10 protein-coding genes and 1 pseudogene are annotated in these 18517 nt (G+C 48.4%); all 11 read left to right on the forward strand.

Annotated elements, in window-relative coordinates; all coding sequences use genetic code 11:
* Positions 1-3 precede the first annotated feature (3 nt).
* The 11 genes and pseudogenes from DQX05_RS20755 (at position 4) to DQX05_RS20805 (ending at position 18473) form a co-directional block, all read left to right on the forward strand.
* A complete protein-coding gene (locus DQX05_RS20755) occupies positions 4-1740 on the forward strand; it encodes an ABC transporter permease (protein WP_119795390.1) in 1737 nt (578 codons plus the stop codon).
* A 128-nt stretch (positions 1741-1868) separates the two neighbouring features.
* On the forward strand, positions 1869-4424 hold the full coding sequence (locus tag DQX05_RS20760) for an NEW3 domain-containing protein (protein WP_119795391.1): 2556 nt from the start codon (positions 1869-1871) through the stop codon (positions 4422-4424).
* Positions 4425-4725: 301 nt separating this feature from the next.
* The gene (locus DQX05_RS20765) at positions 4726-5484 is read left to right on the forward strand and encodes a creatininase family protein (protein ID WP_119795392.1); all 759 of its coding nucleotides are present in this window, start codon (positions 4726-4728) and stop codon (positions 5482-5484) included.
* 10 nt (positions 5485-5494) lie between these two features.
* Complete coding sequence (gene argH / locus DQX05_RS20770) at positions 5495-7003, forward strand: argininosuccinate lyase (RefSeq protein WP_119795415.1); 1509 nt, start codon at positions 5495-5497, stop codon at positions 7001-7003.
* A complete protein-coding gene (locus DQX05_RS20775) occupies positions 7003-8061 on the forward strand; it encodes an N-acetylglucosamine kinase (protein WP_119795393.1) in 1059 nt (352 codons plus the stop codon). The genes argH and DQX05_RS20775 overlap by 1 nt, the downstream gene beginning before the upstream one ends.
* A gap of 6 nt (positions 8062-8067) precedes the next feature.
* Entirely contained in the window at positions 8068-8799 is a 732-nt protein-coding gene (locus DQX05_RS20780; protein ID WP_119795394.1) for a PIG-L deacetylase family protein, read from the forward strand.
* 131 nt (positions 8800-8930) lie between these two features.
* A complete protein-coding gene (locus tag DQX05_RS20785; protein WP_119795395.1) occupies positions 8931-11012 on the forward strand; it encodes a DUF262 and DUF1524 domain-containing protein in 2082 nt (693 codons plus the stop codon).
* A gap of 72 nt (positions 11013-11084) precedes the next feature.
* Positions 11085-11311, forward strand: a pseudogene (locus DQX05_RS20790) (HsdM family class I SAM-dependent methyltransferase); the annotation flags it as partial.
* 266 nt (positions 11312-11577) lie between these two features.
* On the forward strand, positions 11578-14142 hold the full coding sequence (locus tag DQX05_RS20795) for a type I restriction-modification system subunit M (RefSeq protein WP_119795416.1): 2565 nt from the start codon (positions 11578-11580) through the stop codon (positions 14140-14142).
* Positions 14139-15374: a restriction endonuclease subunit S gene (locus tag DQX05_RS32410; RefSeq protein WP_119795396.1), complete on the forward strand. Its 1236-nt coding sequence runs from the start codon at positions 14139-14141 to the stop codon at positions 15372-15374. The genes DQX05_RS20795 and DQX05_RS32410 overlap by 4 nt, the downstream gene beginning before the upstream one ends.
* Positions 15375-15389: 15 nt before the next feature.
* Positions 15390-18473, forward strand: a complete 3084-nt coding sequence (locus tag DQX05_RS20805) for a type I restriction endonuclease subunit R, EcoR124 family (protein WP_119795397.1) — start codon at positions 15390-15392, stop codon at positions 18471-18473.
* The last annotated feature ends 44 nt before the right edge of the window (positions 18474-18517 follow it).

The raw sequence follows: 18517 nt of genomic DNA on the forward strand, positions 1-18517 counted from the left end.
ACGATGATAACGAAGCGGAACATAAAACCGAGGAAACCGGGAATTGCTCCATTCAGGCCCATTTCCATTACGCAGTCACCGTATTTTGTCTATGTCCTGGTCGCGCCCTTGTTTTTGGTGCTGTTGGCTTATGTCGTGTATCCGCTATTCCAGACGTTTATACAAAGCATTCAGGCAGAGGATGAACTCTCGCTTCACAACTATGCCCGTTTTTTTAGCCTGGAGCATACCTCCAATCTGGAAGCGCTCTGGACCAGCATCTATATTTCGGTGTTAAGCGTAATCACCTGCGCGATTGTCGGTGTTGCGATGGCCTTTTTACTGGAACGCTACGAATTCCCCGGCCGCAAAATCCTGGCCGTCCTCGTGCTCGTGCCGATGGCCTTGCCGCCGCTCGTCGGCGTGCTGTCGTTTACGTTTCTCTATGGGGAAAGCGGCATTATTCCAAGGGCGCTCAAGGAGCTGGTTCAGCTTGAACAGGTGCCGTTTGCGTTAAAAGGCATCTGGGGCGTGCTCGTCGTCCATACGTTCACGATGTATACGTATTTTTACATGACGGCATCGTCGGCGATTCGCAATCTCGATCCGTCGCTGGAAGAGGCGGCGGCCAGCCTCGGCGCGGGACGGCTCTACATATGGCGGCGCGTTATTTTGCCGATGCTGACCCCGGCCTTGGTCGCTTCGTCGCTGCTTGTGTTCATGATCGCGATGGCTTCCTATACGGCTCCGCTTATTTTCGGCATTGAGCGGACGATGACGATGCAGATTTATTTGTCCCGGACGAATGGCAATCTCGATATGGCGGCAGCGCAGTCCACCATCCTCTCGGTCGTGTCGATCGTGTTCCTGCTCGTCATGCGCTGGTATCAGGGCCTGCGCAATTACCAGAACATGAGCAAGGGGGTCAGCGTGCATCGGACGGAAGTGAAGAGCGCCGCGGGCAAATATGTCGCCATGCTTCTGTCTATCGCAGGGGTAATCGTGCTGATGCTTCCGATTCTCGTGCTCGTTCTGATCTCGTTCTCGGCGGACGGCAGGTGGACGACGCAAATTTTGCCTCCCGAATATACGGTGGACCATTACGTGAAGCTGTTCACCGACAGCAAAACGTGGCGGCCGATTGCGAACAGCTTCCAGATGAGCTTCGTGGCCACCATCGGCAATGTGATCTTTGGCGTCGCTGCCGCTTATGCGATGGTTCGCTTGTCCTTTCGGGGAAAAACGCTGCTTGACACGCTGATAATGCTTCCGTGGGCCTTGCCCGGCACGGTTGTCGCGGTCAACCTGATCGCCGCCTTCAGCGAGCCCACCGTATTCAGCTTCAATCAGGTGTTGATCGGCAGCTTCTGGATACTTCCGTTGGCGTATTTCGTCCGCCATTTGCCGTTAGTGTTCCGCTCCACCTCCGCTACCCTGATCCAGATGGACGCATCGGTCGAGGAGGCGGCGCGCAATCTGGGCGCATCGTGGTGGTACAGCTTCCGGCGGGTCGTGTTCCCGATGGTGTTAAGCGGGATTCTGGCGGGAACCCTGCTCGCGTTCGTGCAGGGCATTGGGGAATTTGTATCTTCCATTTTGCTCTTTACCGCCAAAAGCACTCCGTTGTCCGTCGAAATTTTTCAACGGATGTATTCGTTCGAATTCGGCACCGCTTGCGCGTACGGCGTGCTCCAAATTTCCTTGATCATCATTGTGCTCTTCATTTCGCGCAAAATAACGGGGGACAGCACAGCTATGTAACGGGCGGTTAGTTGAACAGACGGTCATTTCGTGGGAACACCTAGGGGTTCGCATCCACGTGATGATATGCAGTGGGGAACAGGCCATTCCCTGCTGACAAACAATCCACCATTATGAGGAGGGATTTGATGATCAAAGGCAAGTCAGCTTGGAGGTTCTGTTCCATGGTCATGAGCGTGGTGCTGGCGGGCAGCACCCTGCTAGCCGCACAAGCCCAACCCGTGCATGCGGATCGCGGGATAGCCGATCTGTGGAAGGCGATTCGGCCATTGACGACGATCGCGAGCGCCATGAACACGGGGGCTCACCCCGATGATGAGCACAGCGCGACCTTGGCCTACCTGTCCTTGGGGCGAGGCGTGAACACCTCCAGCGTCATCGCGGTCAGGGGGGAAGGCGGGCAGAACGAGATCGGGAGCGAACTGGGGCAGGCCCTCGGCGTCATTCGGACCCGCGAGCTGCAGGAAGCATCCCGCATCACCAACGTGACGTTAGGGATACTTGGCGAGAAGCTGGACGATCCGATCTACGATTTCGGCTTTTCGAAGAGCGTGGAGGAGACGCTGGAGCAATGGGGCGACTCGGTCGTCTACGAGCGCTTGATTCGGCAAATTCGCGAGCTGCGCCCGGATGTCATCATTCCTTCGTTCTTGAACGAAGCCTCCACGCACGGACATCACCGCGCGATCAATGTGCTTACCGTCAGGGCATTCAAGGATGCGGCGAATCCGGACATTTTTCCTGAGCATCTGAAAAAGGGGCTTCAACCCTGGCAAATCAAGAAGCTGTACGTGCCGGCCAACTCCAAGGATTACAGCGTGAATGCGCCGATCGGCGAATACAATGAAATCTACGGCGCCTCGTATCTTCAGCTTGGAGAAGAATCCCGCTTCATGCACCGAAGCCAGGGCATGGGCAGGGTGTATGACGAAGGCCCCGTACAAGGGGAACTGTTCAGCAAGTATTACAAGCTCGAGCTAAGCACGGTCACATCCAAGGAGAAAGAGGCTGATTTCTTCGACGGCATCGCCTTCACCTTCGAGGATTTGGCGCAAGAGATCGAGGCGAAGGGCACAGACAGCAAGGGCAAGGTCGTCCGCAATCTGCGAATCCTCCACAAGGACGCGAATCAAGTGATTGCCGACTACCCGAGCTTCCCCAACGTTCTGAAGCAAGTCCATCAGATGAAAGCCAATGTACAGACCGCGCTGGCCGACGTCAAAGCATCCGATCTGGAGGCGGCAGCCAAGGAGGATCTGCTTCACCGGCTTCAGGTCAAGGAAGCGCAGTTGAATACGGCCAGCATGGAAGCGGCATCTATCGTGGCGAAGGTCAAGCCGGCCGAAAGTGAACTGGTGGCGGGCCAGACGACGAAGGTCGTTGTCTCGGCCTTCAACGGCGGTTCCACGACCTTGCGCAACGTTAACTTAAGCCTTCGCGTCCCCGCAGGCTGGAAGGCGTCGCCGGCCGGAGCGGCCCGCTTCGAGCAATTGGGCTACAACGAGACGGCATCCGTCGTGTTCGAGGTGACAGTTCCTGCGAACGCACCGCTGTTCAAGCCTTATAACCCTGCGGTATTCCAGGGACAGGTCGAGTATGAGGCCTACGGCACCGCCACGACGCTGGACGTTACGCTGCAGAACGCCGTCGCCGTGCTGCCGCCGTACTCGATGACGCTAAGCCCAAGCTCAACGATTCTGAATACGCTGCGGACGGGAGAACCGATTCCGGTGAAGGTGACCGTGCGCAATTATACGCCGGGCGCTTCCAAGGCGTCCGTGTCGCTGAACGTGCCGGAAGGCTGGAACGTCGAGCCGGCCGTGGAAAAGCTAAGCTTCGCCGCCAAGGGCGAAACGAAATCCGCTGCATTTACGGTCAAGGCGGGATCGAACGTGGCGCCGGGTACCTTTTCCGTGAAGGCGATAGCGAAGAACGGCACCGTGCTTAGCACGCAGGGGGCACAGGTGATCGAATACCCTCATATCGGCAGGACGTATCTGGTACAGCCGGCGGAGCTCAGCATCCAGGCCTTCGATCTGAAGGTGCCGGACCAATTAAAGGTCGGCTACGTGTCCAGCGGCTTTGACAACATCGATCAATATTTGCGCCAGGCGGGCGTCGATGTCGTCAATCTCGATGCGAAGGATATCGAATCCGGCGATCTGTCCCAATATGACACGATCGTGCTGGGCATTCGCGCGTACGCCTTCCGCCCGGAATTGATTCCGAGCAATCAGCGCCTGCTCAGCTATGTCAAGGATGGCGGCAATTTGGTCGTCCAGTATCATAAGCCGGAGGACAAATGGTCGTCGGAGCTGGCTCCGTATCCGATTACGATCGGAACGCCGCTGATTCAGTGGCGCGTCACGGATGAGAATTCGAAGGTGACGATGCTGGCGCCGGATCACCCGATATTCAACACGCCGAACAAGATTACGGATCAGGATTGGAACGGTTGGATTCAAGATCGCTCCGCCTACAATCCGTCGCATTGGGGCCAAGAGTATTCGGCGCTCATCTCGAACGGCGACCCGGGGGAGAAGGAGTTCACGGGCACGTTCCTGACCGCACATTATGGCAAAGGGGTGTATACGTACAGCTCCCTGGTCTGGTACCGCCAGATTCCGGCGCTCGTTCCGGGCTCCATACGGATGTTCGTCAATATGATTAGCCAGCATCAATAGGAAAGCGGTACACACATTCGCAACCATGCGGCTTCGATAGTTGCCTGATAGCAGGCTGATAGCTTGCTTGACAACGGTCAACCGGATATGGCTATCTGCGCAGCATGGAACCATCGGCGAGGGCCCCGAACGGATTATCGTGAACAGACGGCATCATAAGCCGTCAACTCGGACGGATTTCCGCGAGAGAACGGCAGCACGAGCAACCATCCAATTTTCGTTGCGGAAGAGAACAGCTCCAGCTTTCAGCTCCTTTCGGGGCCCTCTCCCATTTTCGCTCAAAAGAGGAGGTGCAAAGCAAGTGAAGGCAATCGGAGTTCATGGGCGGGACATCGAGGAAGTGACAAGGGAGACGCGGTTCGCCGTCGTCCCGTTGGGCTCGGTGGAATATCATGGTCCGCATGCGCCGCTCGGGACGGATACGATCCTGGCGGAGAGCTTTGCGGAGCGGATTGACCCTTCCCTGCATCCTTTGATCTTTCCGGCCGTTCCGTTCTCGGCCTGCCCCGGCAAGACTCGGCATTATTCGGGCACGATCCCGGTTCGCCCTACGGTCTTTATCGACTATCTCACCGATGTCGTGGAAGGCATTTGCCGGCTCGGCATCCGCCATATCGTGCTGCTGAACGCACACGATGCCAATATGGGGCCAGCCCGTACCGCAGCTGAGCAGGTGACAGGTACCTATCCTGACGCAAGCTTTCTTTTGATCAACTGGTGGCAGATGGCGAGTGTCGAGTTCACGCAGCGGATGGGGCTTTTTCAAGGAACGGCTGGCCGTGGACATGGGGGACCGTACGAAATGTCTGTCGTCAAGGCCTTTCGCCCGGAAATGGTAACCGTACAGGAATCGGATCTGGAATTCGATGCAGGTTCTCCCTTATGTCCTGTGCCCTATGTATTGGTTGAAGGAACTCCGCAAGGGTGGGATGGCTATACCGGCCGCATTCGGCAGTGCTCCCTTGAGGCGGGACAGATCATCGTGGAGGAAGCGAGCCGCAATATGAATTTGCTCATCCAGGAGTGGCTGGCGAGGAGAACAGACAAGAAGAAGGAGTGACATGAACGCTATGGGATATCGTGAGAAATGGATGGAAGCTGAAGGAACGGCATTTCCCGGCAAAACGTACGCGGAGGTGGTGCTCGAACCGGCTTTTAATGAAGCGAAAACACATTTGCTCGGTCCGATGATGGCGATCAACAAGGCCCACCTCATCATGCTGCAGCGGCAGCAGTTGGTGTCGCTTGACGAAGCGAAGCAGATCGCCAGGGCGATACGGGCCATCGATACGGAGGCGCTGCGCCAAGTCCGCTATACGGGGCAGTTCGAGGATTTGTTCTTCCAGGTCGAGTCTCAACTGTTGGAGCATGCGGGCGAGATCGCCGGGAACCTGCATCTGGCGCGCAGCCGGAACGACATGGGCATCGCGATCTACCGGATGGTGCTGCGGGAGAAGCTGCTCGTGACGCTGACTTCCGCGCTGAAGCTGAAGGAACAGCTGCTTCTGTTCGCCAGCGACCACACCGAGACGCTGATGATCGGTTACACGCATACGCAGCAGGCGCAGCCGACGACACTCGCGCATTATATGATGGCGGTCGCCGATTCGCTCAACCGGGACATCCGGCGCATGATGGCCTCCTACGCCAATTGCAACCGCAGCAGCATGGGCGCCGCGGCGCTCACGACATCGGGCTTTGCAATCAGCCGGGAACAGATGATGGAGCTGCTTGCTTTTGACGAACTCATCGATAATTCCTATGACGCCATCGGCGGCGCCGATTATTTGGGCGAGATCGCGACAGCCTTGCAGCTCGCGGCGATCAATTTGGGCCGGGTCGTTCAAGATATGCTGCTCTGGTGCACGCAGGAGTTCGCCGCCCTGCATGTGGCGGCCCCGTATGTACAGATCAGCTCGATTATGCCGCAGAAGCGCAATCCTGTCTCGTTCGAGCATATGCGCGCCCTGCTGTCGAGCTGCGTCGGTAATACGAACACGGTGCTGACGATGATTCACAATACGCCGTTCGGCGACATCGTGGATACCGAGGACGATATGCAGCCTTATGCCTGGAAAAGCCTCGGCATGATTGACAACATTTACCGCCTGTTCGCCGCCGTCATCGGCACGATGGAAGTGAACAAAGAGGTGCTGCGGAAGCGCACCCAGGGGAGTTTCGCCACGGTGACCGAGCTGGCGGATACGCTGGTTCGGACGGATGGCTTGTCGTTCCGCCAAGCCCATCACATCGTCAGCGACGTGGTGCAGCAGGCCTTGGCGCAAGGATTGGCGGCGGATCAGATTACGCTCACTCTCGTCAACGAGAGCGCGCGGCGCCAAATCGGGCGAGAGACGACGCTTAATGAAGAAACGCTGCGTGAGGCGCTCGACCCTGTGCATTTTGTAGATATTCGTTCGTTGCCAGGAGGGCCGAGCCCGAAGGAAGTCAAGCGCATGATTGAGATTCGGATGAATGAGCAGCAGGCGCATTTGAAATGGGTTGGGCAGGCGCAGGACAAGATTCAGCGGGCGATGCAGCATGTGGATCAAGTCATCCTGGAGTGGAGTGGGAGCTGATGGCAATACGCCGTATCCCCCTGCTGGCCGTCGACGGCGGGGGGACCAAATCGCTTGCCGTCTTCACAGATAGGCAGGGTCAGTTGCTCGGACGAGGGCAAGGCGGCCCGTCCAATTACCACGGCAGCGGGACAGAGGGAGCCATGCTCGGGCTCGCGGCGGCGATTCGCGGGGCGAGCGCGAACCTGGAACACAGCGGCGGAACCTGTATCGAGTCGAATGCGGGCACCGTCGTGGAAGTGGAATGCGCCGTGTTCGCCCTGGCCGGCCTGGATACCGAAGCCGACAGGGTCGCTATCACTGGAATGGTGCAAGAGGCGCTCGCGCTGCTGCCGCTTCAAGTCGGGCACCTGATCGTGGAGAACGACGGCTATGCCACCTTGCTCGGCGCGACCGGCGGTCAGCCGGGGATATTGGTGATTTCGGGAACCGGTTCGATTATATACGGGATCGACGAGAATGGAAGGACGGCCAGAGCGGGAGGCTGGGGCCATCGTGTTGGCGACGAAGGCAGCGGCTATTGGATCGGCAAGCAGGCGGTGTTGTCGATTCTCAGGGCTTACGACGGAAGAGGAGCAGACACGAAGCTTAAAGAATGGGTGCTGCCGTTTTTAGGGATGGAGCGGGAAGAAGATCTATTCAACTGGATGTACGGTTCAGCCTATTCCATCGAGCAAGTAGGCCAGCTCTCTCGCGTGGTCGGGCAGGCCGCCTCTGCAGGGGATAAGGAAGCGCAGCGGGTTTTATCGGCAGCCGCTGACGAGCTGTTCTACGCCGCAGCCGCAGTGATTCGTCATCTGTCATTCCACCGCGACCCCTTTGTTGCCATTATGCAGGGCGGTGTGCTGCAGCATGAAGGTTATGTCCGGGAAGCGCTGCTGCGGCGCATCGAAGCATACGCTCCGCATGTCCAATGGGACGAGGCCCGCCGAGAGCCGATTTATGGTGTTATCGCCATGGGATTATCTTATTTGGAGACAAAGGGGAGGGGAAACGCCAATGATAACGTTGAGCCATCCACATTTCAGGCGGGCAACCGATCAACAGCGGGAGGCTGAAGGGAAATGAAGACGGCCCATCCCGATGATGAATCCTTTGCCGCCGGAGGGACGATAGCCAAGCTGAGCAGTGCAGGCCATGACGTGATTCTCGCATGCGCCACCTCGGGATGCAAGGGGAGGTCAGGGGAATTCCGATTCGCTAGCCGCGAAGAACTGGCCTGGTTCCGGGAACAGGAGCTGCGGAACGCTTGCTCCATACTCGGCATCGCTGAACTCGCGCTGTACCGGTATCCGGACGGAGAACTGAAGTCGCTTGACCCGTCCGCGCTGGCGCATCGGATTCAGACTACGATTGTCGAGCTAAGGCCGGAGGTCATTATAACGTTTCCGCCGGACGGGGTGACCGGACATCCCGATCATATCGCGATATCCCGGGCCACGGCGAGGGCGGTCGAGCTGTCCGAAGCGCATTATCCGGAGGGCCGGAAGCCATTATTCTACTATACCTCGATCCCTCATTACTACGACCATTGTCCGGATTCCGGCCCGCAGCAGACCTGCCCGATCACGGCGCGAGCCGATATCCGCGGCTTCCGCCAGCACAAGGGGCGGGCTTTACAGGCCTACCGGAGCCAGATTTACTCCGTGAACCGCGCCTATCCCGGGGTCATGGACGGGAACTTCACCGTCATCGGCGACTACGAATACTACACCCTGGTCCGCGCCAATGGCCAGCCTGTTCAAGCGAAGGCACCGGCGGCTCTCGACGAGCTGCCGGAGATGGAGTTGGGGTGAAGGGAGAACTGATAAATTGAAGAAGCATATATTTCCTGTCGCTCCTCATTGAGCGGCAGTTTTTATTTAGGGGGGAGTTAATTTATGGTACTATTGAACTAAGAGCATCTGGAAGTATGAGGTGAGTAACCATGAAGGCTTCGGAAACGAATTTCCTAAAGTTTTTGCAAGGAACGAAGCAATTTATCATCCCGATTTACCAGCGAAAGTACAGTTGGACCATCAATCAATGCAAACAATTGTGGAACGATATTCTAAGAGCGGCACATGATGAGAACATCAAAGGACACTTTATTGGCTCAGTCGTATATGTCGAAAAAGGGATCTACCAAATTTCCTCTATACCCCAATTGCTTGTTATTGATGGACAACAACGACTGACTACACTAAGCCTATTGTTGAGAGCATTTGCGAAGGTAATTGAAGAGCGGAATGAAGAATTTGAAATGACGAAAAAGAAGATTATTAACTATTATTTGGTTAACAATGAAGAAGAAGGTGACTTGTTTCATAAATTGGTATTGACCAAAACGGACAAAGAAACGTTAATTCGGCTCATTGAGGACAAAGAACTGCCTACTGCACCATCACAACGTATCATAGAGAACTATCATTATTTTTTGGATGAAATAAGAAAGGTGAATATGAGTCTAAGTGCCTTATTTCATGGGCTTATGAAATTAATTGTTGTCGATATCTCGCTTGATCGTGACCACGATAATCCGCAACTCATATTTGAAAGCTTGAATTCTACCGGCCTTGATCTGTCACAGGCAGACTTGATTCGCAATTATGTATTGATGGGATTGGAACCTAGGGAGCAGAACGAACTTTACCAAAACTACTGGTATCCCATGGAGCAGGCCTTTGGAACGGCTGAAACTGAGGTGTTTGATCGTTTTATACGAGACTATTTAACTCTGAAAACAGGGCGTATTCCTAATAAAAATAATGTATATGCAGATTTCAAATCATATGTCTACAGCCAAGAGGGAAGAAGTCTTCATGAAATTGTGAAAGATATTTATCGATATTCTAAATATTTTGCCATTCTAAACTTTCAACAAGACCCAGATAAAGAAATCACAGAAGCTCTAAAAGATATCAATGCATTACGAGTAGAGGTTTCTTATCCGTTCTTGCTTGAAGTGTATGATGATTATGCAGCAAATAAGATTGGCAAACAAGAATTGATATTTATTCTTCGGTTAGTTGAATCCTACGTGTTTCGGCGAGCCATTTGCGGAGTTCCGACCAGCTCATTAAATAAGACTTTTGCAACGTTAAGCAAGGAAATCGATAAAGATCATTATTTGGGGAGCATACAGGCTGCATTTTTGCTGAAAAATTCATATAAACGAATGCCTAACGACGAGGAGTTTATACGAGAATTTGTTGTTAAGGATATTTATAATTTCCGAAGTCGCAATTATTTGCTTCGCAAGCTGGAGAATGATAACCGGAAAGAGATCGTCAATATTGAGAGCTACACGATCGAACATATCATGCCTCAAAATGAGAACCTTTCGCCCGAGTGGAGACAAGAGCTCGGTTCCAATTGGGAAGAGGTACATAAAACGTATTTGCATACGATTGGTAATCTAACCTTAACACGCTATAATTCAGAATTAAGCGATAAGCCGTTTAAGGTCAAGCGCGATCAAGCAGGAGGATTCGCCGATAGTCCGCTTCGTTTGAATCGTGAGTTAGCGCAATTACATACCTGGAACGAAGCAGAGATTCGTAAGCGCGCAATGTCATTGGCAGAACAGGCACGCCATGTGTGGAAGCTACCTCATCTAGATGCTGACGTATTGCTGAAGTATACTAAAAAAGGAACTGAAAAAGATAAAATCTATTCGCTTGCCGATCATGCTGAATACCTTCAGGGGGACATGTTAAAGTTGTTTGAACAATTGCGAACAAGAATTTGCAATTTGGATAGTTCAATCCGTGAGGAATTCAAGAAACTGTACATTGCGTATAAAGCCACTACTAATTTTGTAGACATTGTTCCGCAGAAGAGCCGATTGCGGTTAAGCCTGAATCTTGCCTTTCATGAAATTAATGACCCGCGTGGAATATGCAAGGATGTGACCAATCTTGGACGTTGGGGCAATGGGGATGTAGAGGTAGGGATTTCCTCACACGAGGAGCTGGATTACATCATGTTCCTTATCGAACAAGCTTTTGAGAAGCAAGTCGAAGACTGATATATATATGAATAAACTGGGTGAATAGCAACCAATGAGTCAGTTGACACAACAAGAATTAGAATCCCATCTATGGAAATCCGCCGACATTTTGCGCGTATCGATCGCGCATACGAATACTTGATTAAAATGTTCGCCGACGATGCCTGGAAGAAGGGCGGCGAGTTCTATACGCCTTCTAAAGTAGTAGAAGACTGATCGTGAAGCTCATCAAACCTGAGGAAGGCATGCGTGTATATGATCCAACTTGTGGTTCGGGTGGTATATTGATTCAATCGGTTGGTTACGTGAAGGAGCGAAAATTGTCAAGTCTAGTAATTCACTGATATACTGGTTCTGCATCTGTCTATTCCTTTTTGTTGTGGTTGGGAAATGACAACAATACAGGATTAGCAGATGTTTTTCCATTTTCATCCTTAGGTTATTTCGTCAAGAACTGATTTCGGTTTTGAGCCAAAAAATCATCAGATTTTTTAACGTCAGATAAGTGTGATTAATATGTTTGGTACTTGATATAGTCGAAATTATTGAGCTAAAAAATAAAAAAATCAAGGGAGTATACGAAGTGATTACATCAGAAGAAATTAAACGCAGATTATGGGACGGGGCAAATGAACTGCGTGGTTCAATGGATGCCAGCCGATACAAAGATTATATGCTTGGGTTAATGTTCTACAAGTTTTTAAGTGATAAGACTTTAGAAACATTTAGAACGTCCAGTGGTTTAGGAAAAATGAATGAATTCGAATTAGTTGAGGAATACGCAAAGGCAAGAGCAGAATACGGCGAACAGCTTGATAAAATGTTGCAAGCTGCACTAGGTTATTATGTATTGCCTCAGCATCTCTACCAGACTTGGTTAAAGGACATTAACTCAGGAGATTTTGAAGTTTCAAAGGTAACGGATAGTTTGAATAACTTCGAGCGTACGATTGCCGTGTCAGGAGATGCAGATGACTTCAGAGGATTGTTCTCAAGCTCTACGCTTGATTTAACGGATACTGCTTTAGGTAGCAGCTTAAATGAACGTAGCAAAAATATTAAGGCACTAATTTTGCTGTTCGCAGACTTGGACATGGTGGCATTGCAAAAAGGCGATGTTCTGGGAGATGCCTATGAGTATCTTATCGGTCAGTTTGCCATGGAGTCGGGGAAGAAGGCTGGTGAATTCTACACGCCACGACAAGTCAGTGAAGTCATGGCACAGATTGTAGCAAAAACATCTGACATCAAGTCCATCTATGACCCGACTGTCGGTTCTGGTTCACTACTATTAACGGTTAAGAAGCATTTAGATGAAGATGTTCAAAAGAATTTGAGCTATTACGGGCAAGAAAAGAATACAGCAACCTATAACTTAACTCGTATGAACTTGTTGCTTCATGGTGTTCGTCCTGAGAAGATGACCGTTAAAAACGGCGATACACTTTCTCAAGACTGGCCTGAAGATCCAGAGCGTCCAAATGAAGGCGTGCAATTTGATGCGGTGGTCATGAACCCACCCTATTCCGCGAAAAATTGGAATAAAGCAGGGTTGAAAGTCAGCGACCCTCGTTTTGAAGTTGCCGGAGTGTTGCCGCCAGACTCTAAAGGCGACTTTGCGTTTCTTTTACACGGATTATTCCACTTAGGTCAACAAGGCACGATGGCGATTGTCTTGCCTCACGGGGTTCTATTCCGTGGTTCATCGGAAGGCGAAATTCGTGAACGATTGCTTGAGAAGAACTATATTGATACCATCATCGGCTTGCCAAATAATTTATTTACCAATACAGGCATTCCGGTCGTTGTAATCATTTTGAAGAAGAATAGAAAAATCGGTGAACCTGTCTTACTCATTGATGCTTCTCACAGCTATATGAAAGTAGGAAAACAAAACGTTCTACGAGAAAAAGACATCGCTAAAATTGTAGATACGTATGTGGAACGTAGAGAAGAGAAAGGATATAGCCATTTAGCAACTCGTGAGGAAATATTGGAAAATGAGTACAACATGAATATTCCTCGCTATATTGAGGCGATTGACGAAGAAATTCCTCATGATGTGGATGCTCACCTGCTTGGCGGGATTCCTCAAGCGAACATTGACAACTTGAAGATTTTGCAGTCTATTGTGCCAGATGTGTTAAAGCAATCTTTGAGAGAAATTCGTGACGGCTATGTTGAACTTTTGAAACCAGTTGCGGAAATTTCTGTGAATATATTGAACGACTCGAGGATTATTGAAAGATCAAAAGCAATCGAAAGCAAGGTAAAATCTTATATCGAAAAATACTGGGATATTTTACGAAAGGTAGACAAAAGCAGTAGTTTGACTCAGCTGATGGATGAAATGCTTATTGAAATCAAGGTGATTTTGTCAGCGTTCAACGATATTGATGTATATGACGGATATCAGATTGTAGCTGAAATTTGGAAGAATGCACTGACGCATGACACGGAAATTATCGCGTTAAGTGATTTCTATACAGCAGGACGCACTCGCGAGCCGAATATGGTAACGAAGGGAACGGGAGATAAAAAACGTGTAGAGCAAGACGGCTGGGTTGGTAGTATTGTACCCAATGAGTTGATTGCGCAACGTTTATATTGTGATGAGTTAAAAGAAACCGAATCAAAACAGGCTCGCATTCAAGAGATGGAAACGGAGCTGTCAGACTTGGTTGAGGCTGCCAAAGTGGAAGACAGTGATGAGGCCAATGCTTTAGGTGAAAGCTTGAATGAAGCAGGTGAGGCTTTTGACAATAAATCAATCAAAGCTGAGTTAAAAAAGGCAAACAAGGGAACAGTTGAATATAACCTACTGAAAAAAGTTGAGAAGTTATTGGCAGATAAATCAGCGCTTAGCAAAGCCGTGAAAGCGGATGAAAAAGCGCTCAAAGATGCTGTGCAAGAACGTATCTTAACTTTGACAGACGAAGAAATCGACAACTTAATGTATGAAAAATGGTTCGGCAACACCGTGGATGCTATGGTTGGTTTAGTAGAGATACCGATAAAAACAGAGCTGAGCACACTGCAAATGTTGAATAATCGCTATGCCGATACGTTGTCAGCGATTGACGAAGAAAGTCGTAGCTTGGAATCAGCGTTAGAAGCCTTGATGAGTGACTTGGTGGTGAGATCATGACAGAACAAACAAATGTAGTGCCAAAAAGGCGATTTAAGGAATTTCAAAACACTTACGCTTGGGAAAAGCGTAAGTTGGGAACCGTCGCGGAGTTTAACCCGAAAGCGGAACTACCAGAAACATTTGAATATGTAGACTTGGAGTCTGTCGTAGGCACAGAAATGATTGCACATAGGGAGGAAAGAAAAGCTACTGCTCCATCAAGGGCACAGCGACTTGCACGCCAAGGCGATCTGTTTTATCAAACAGTTAGACCATATCAAAAAAATAACCATTTATTTGAAAAACCTTGTAATAACTATGTTTTCTCAACAGGATATGCTCAAATGCGTCCTTATGGTGATGGATACTTTTTGCTGAGTCTGGTACAAAACGAACAGTTTGTCAGTACGGTATTAGATAGATGTACTGGTACAAGCTATCCCGCAATCAATTCAAATGATCTGGCTGATATGGAAGTATCTGTTCCAGTGGAAGGAGACGAACAAGTACAAATTGGTAAGTTTTTTAAGTGTATTGACAACCTTATCACCCTTCATCAGCGTAAATTAGAAAAGATGAAATCATTGAAATCTGCTTATCTTTCTGAAATGTTTCCCGCTGAAGGTGAGCGTGAGCCAAAACGGAGATTTGCAGGATTTACTCAAGCTTGGGAACAGCGTAAGTTTGAAGGTATTTTTGACAGAGTGAAATCATATGCGCTTTCTCGAAATGTCGAAACTTCTGAAAATACTGGAATTAAGTATGTTCATTATGGTGATATTCATACAAAAGTTGCTGATAAAGTATCTAACACATCTAAAATCCCTAGTATTAAACAAGGGAAATATGAATTTTTAAATAAAGGTGATTTAATTCTTGCAGATGCTTCTGAAGATTATCAAGGTATAGCAACACCAGCAGTTATTGTTGAGGACACAGAATTTAACGTTGTTGCAGGACTGCACACTATTGCACTTCGTCCTAAAAATATGAACCCGCTATTTTTATATTATTTGATTCAATCCCCAATATTTAGAAAATATGGTTATAAAGTCGGTTCAGGAATGAAAGTTTTTGGTATCAGCGTATCAAATGTTTTAAATTTCGAGACTTTTTTTCCAAGTATTGAAGAACAAATCAAAATTGGTAACTTTTTGAGAAGTGTTGATGACACTATCGCTCTTCATCAGCGTAAGCTGGAAAAACTACAAAATATAAAAAAAGCATACCTACATGAGATGTTTGTATAGAGGGGAGCGTAAGTCATGAGCAATGTACCAAAAAGTGCAGCAGAGAAAACGTTTCAAGAGAATTTTGTCAAAGAACTGCAAAAATATAAATGGGAAGCGCCCGACTTTCTAAACGGGAATACTCAGAAAGTAACCGTTGCTGATTTGGTCACTCACTGGCGTGGCGAACTCAACCGTATCAATGTCGATCAACTGGAAGGCGTTGAATTGACAGATAACGAATTCCGTCAAGTTATGGCAAAAGTCAATCAAATCAGCAACAGCTACGAAGCTGCGAAGATTTTAGCCATTGAAGAATCAAAAGGAAAAATTGACGGCATTTACCGTGATGACAATCCAAAAATCACAAGAAAACAAATCACGTTGACCATTTTTAAAAAAGCGGAAGTGCGTGGTGGGGATTCAAGCTATAGGATTGCTAGAGAAGTACAGACACCGAACAACAACCGTTTTGATATTGTCTTGCTTATCAACGGCTTGCCTTTAATCAATATTGAGCAAAAACGTACGGACAAAACGCTAGACGAGGCATTTGGACAGTTTATGCGCTACTATCGTGACGGCGAATACAGTAATAACTTTATGGCTTTTTCGCAGATGATGGTCATCACTTCTGAAATTGCCACACGATATTTCGCTACTCCAAAAACAGCAGGAGATTTTAACCCTAGTTTCGTCTTTCATTGGGCGGATAAAGAAAACAATGTTGTAAATGATTGGGAAAAGGTGATTAAGCAATTCTTGATGATTCCAATGGCACATCAGATGGTCGGAGATTACTTAGTCATTGACGAAGCGAAAGAAGAAGAAAACAGGCGTCATATGCTGATGCGCCCCTATCAAGTCCACGCTTTACAAGCGGTTGAAGGGGCAGCATTTGGTTGGGATAATGATGAAAAAATCCCTCACGGCGGTTTTGTGTGGCATACTACTGGTTCGGGGAAAACGATTACGAGTTTCAAGACGGCTTTGTTTTTATCGACTAGAGCCGGATTTGATAAAGTCGTCTTCCTTGTTGATCGACGTGAGCTAGACAATCGTACCAGTGAAAACTTCAAAGCATACGCTGCGTACGAGACTGTTTCCGTTGATGATACGAAACATACCTACCAGCTAAAGAAGATACTCAAGTCAGCTAAAAACGGAATAGTGGTAACGACAACATTCAAACTGAATTCTTTAGTGAAAGAACTGGAAGAAGCTCAAGATGCTAGTTTAGCAGATAAGAAAATCGTGTTTATCATCGATGAAGCCCATCGTACGACAATGGGGCAGATGATGGGAACCATAAAGCGTTATTTCAAGAAAAATGGGCTCTTCTTCGGCTTTACTGGAACCCCTTTATTTGATGAAAACAAAATCAAAGGAAAGATTAATGAAAGAAGCGAAGTCATCAATACGACTGAAAAGTTATTCGGACCTAAGTTACATCAATACACGATTGATGAGGCGATTGCGGATAAAAATGTATTAGGATTTCACGTTGACTATATCAACACTGGAGAATTCAAGAGTTATGATGATTTAAGAGAGCAGCTAGCTGAGAAAATGAAGGAAGAGCACCCTGAATTGACGGACAGAGAAATTGAACGCCAAGTTCAAGAATTGTCAGAAGCTGACCTGGAAAAGCAGGCTAAGAAACGAGAATTGTTTACATACCAAGATGAAACACATATCCCACGTGTAGTTGAAGAAATTTTGAGTAACTGGGAATCACAATCACAAGGTAGAGAATTTAATGCTATTTTGACAGTTGCCTATAAAAATCGTGTGATTGCTTATTATGAAGAGTTCAAGAAACAACTGACAGATCGTGGAGAAAAGCTAAATGTGGCGATGACGTTTAGTTTCGGTAACGAAAATGATCCTGCGCCACTAGACCTTAATATTGTTAAAGGTATGTTTAAGGACTACGCTGCGTTTACTGGCATTGAGTTTGTTGCTGGTGATAAAAAGCATGGCGAGGATGCTTACTTTGAAGATATCGTGGAGCGTGCCACTCGAGGCGGCAGCGGACGAAATCCTAAAAATATAGACCTCGTGATTGTGGCAGACCAACTGCTGACAGGTTATGACTCTAAGCGTCTGAATACGCTTTATGTTGACCGTACACTAGAACTTCAAGGTTTGATTCAAGCCTATTCACGAACAAATCGAGTGTTTGGCTCAAATAAAGAGTTTGGAACAATTGTCAACTTCCAATTTCCACGGCTTACCGAGCAAACCGTAGATCAAGCTTTGAAGCTGTATGGAAGCGGTGGTAAGAGCAGTAAGGCCATTGTTGATACCTATGAAACTGCTGTAAGGAAATTAGCAATAAAAGTTACTGAAATGATTCCGACTTTACCTGATCCTACTGAATGGCAGACCATTGAACATGATGAGGAGAAAAAGGAAGCATTTATCCTTGCTTTTAAAGATGCTGCTGAGCAGTTGAATTTGGTAGAACAATACTATGAATTCAAGTGGGATAATATAACTTTTGGTATTGATGAGCATACTTGGTTGCAGTATGTCGGTGCATATAAAAACTTAACTTGGAAGCCAGGAACCCCACCTCTGCCAACACCAATTAATACGCTTGTTGGAAAAACGAAGTTAGCGGGAACACAAGTAATCGACGCGAATCATATTCTTCGTTTAGTTGGTTCAAAAGTTACTTCACCGAACGGCGTGCAAACGGTAGATAGTGAAACACTCCGTATTATTTATGAACAAATTCAAGAGTTGAGTAACATGGGGGAATACGAGCAAGCACAGTTATTGAAGGAATTTGTGGATACTGAGCTTGTGCCTGGTCACTTATCGAGTGATTTAAACTTTGACGAGGCATTTGAAGTTTGGAAAGCAAGTAAGCTGCACAAAGCGGTTATTGATTTTGCTTCGGAGTGGGGGATAGACAGTGAATTACTTGGAAAATCAGTGAATTCATATTCTATTTCACAGCCTGATGTTGTTCCTTACATCAATGAACTCATTAGTAGTGTTGATTTTAGTAAGGCAACTAATCAAACGGCTGGCAATTTGTTAAAGCATAATATGACGCTAACTACCAAACTTCCAGCGTGGATGGCTGAAATCAAGCAAAAATATAGTTAACTTGAAGATGGTGCAGCCTGTACGAAGGTGGAACGAGAAATGAT

Origin of the sequence: Paenibacillus thiaminolyticus (genome assembly GCF_003591545.1) — a bacterium.
GTDB lineage: Bacteria > Bacillota > Bacilli > Paenibacillales > Paenibacillaceae > Paenibacillus_B > Paenibacillus_B thiaminolyticus_A.

Coding starts and splice junctions, on each gene's coding strand:
- DQX05_RS20755 (WP_119795390.1), top strand. CDS start 4: ATGATAACGAAGCGGAACATAAAACCGAGGAAACCGGGAATTGCTCCA.
- DQX05_RS20760 (WP_119795391.1), top strand. CDS start 1,869: ATGATCAAAGGCAAGTCAGCTTGGAGGTTCTGTTCCATGGTCATGAGC.
- argH (WP_119795415.1), top strand. CDS start 5,495: ATGGGATATCGTGAGAAATGGATGGAAGCTGAAGGAACGGCATTTCCC.
- DQX05_RS20775 (WP_119795393.1), top strand. CDS start 7,003: ATGGCAATACGCCGTATCCCCCTGCTGGCCGTCGACGGCGGGGGGACC.
- DQX05_RS20780 (WP_119795394.1), top strand. CDS start 8,068: ATGAAGACGGCCCATCCCGATGATGAATCCTTTGCCGCCGGAGGGACG.
- DQX05_RS20785 (WP_119795395.1), top strand. CDS start 8,931: ATGAAGGCTTCGGAAACGAATTTCCTAAAGTTTTTGCAAGGAACGAAG.
- DQX05_RS32410 (WP_119795396.1), top strand. CDS start 14,139: ATGACAGAACAAACAAATGTAGTGCCAAAAAGGCGATTTAAGGAATTT.
- DQX05_RS20805 (WP_119795397.1), top strand. CDS start 15,390: ATGAGCAATGTACCAAAAAGTGCAGCAGAGAAAACGTTTCAAGAGAAT.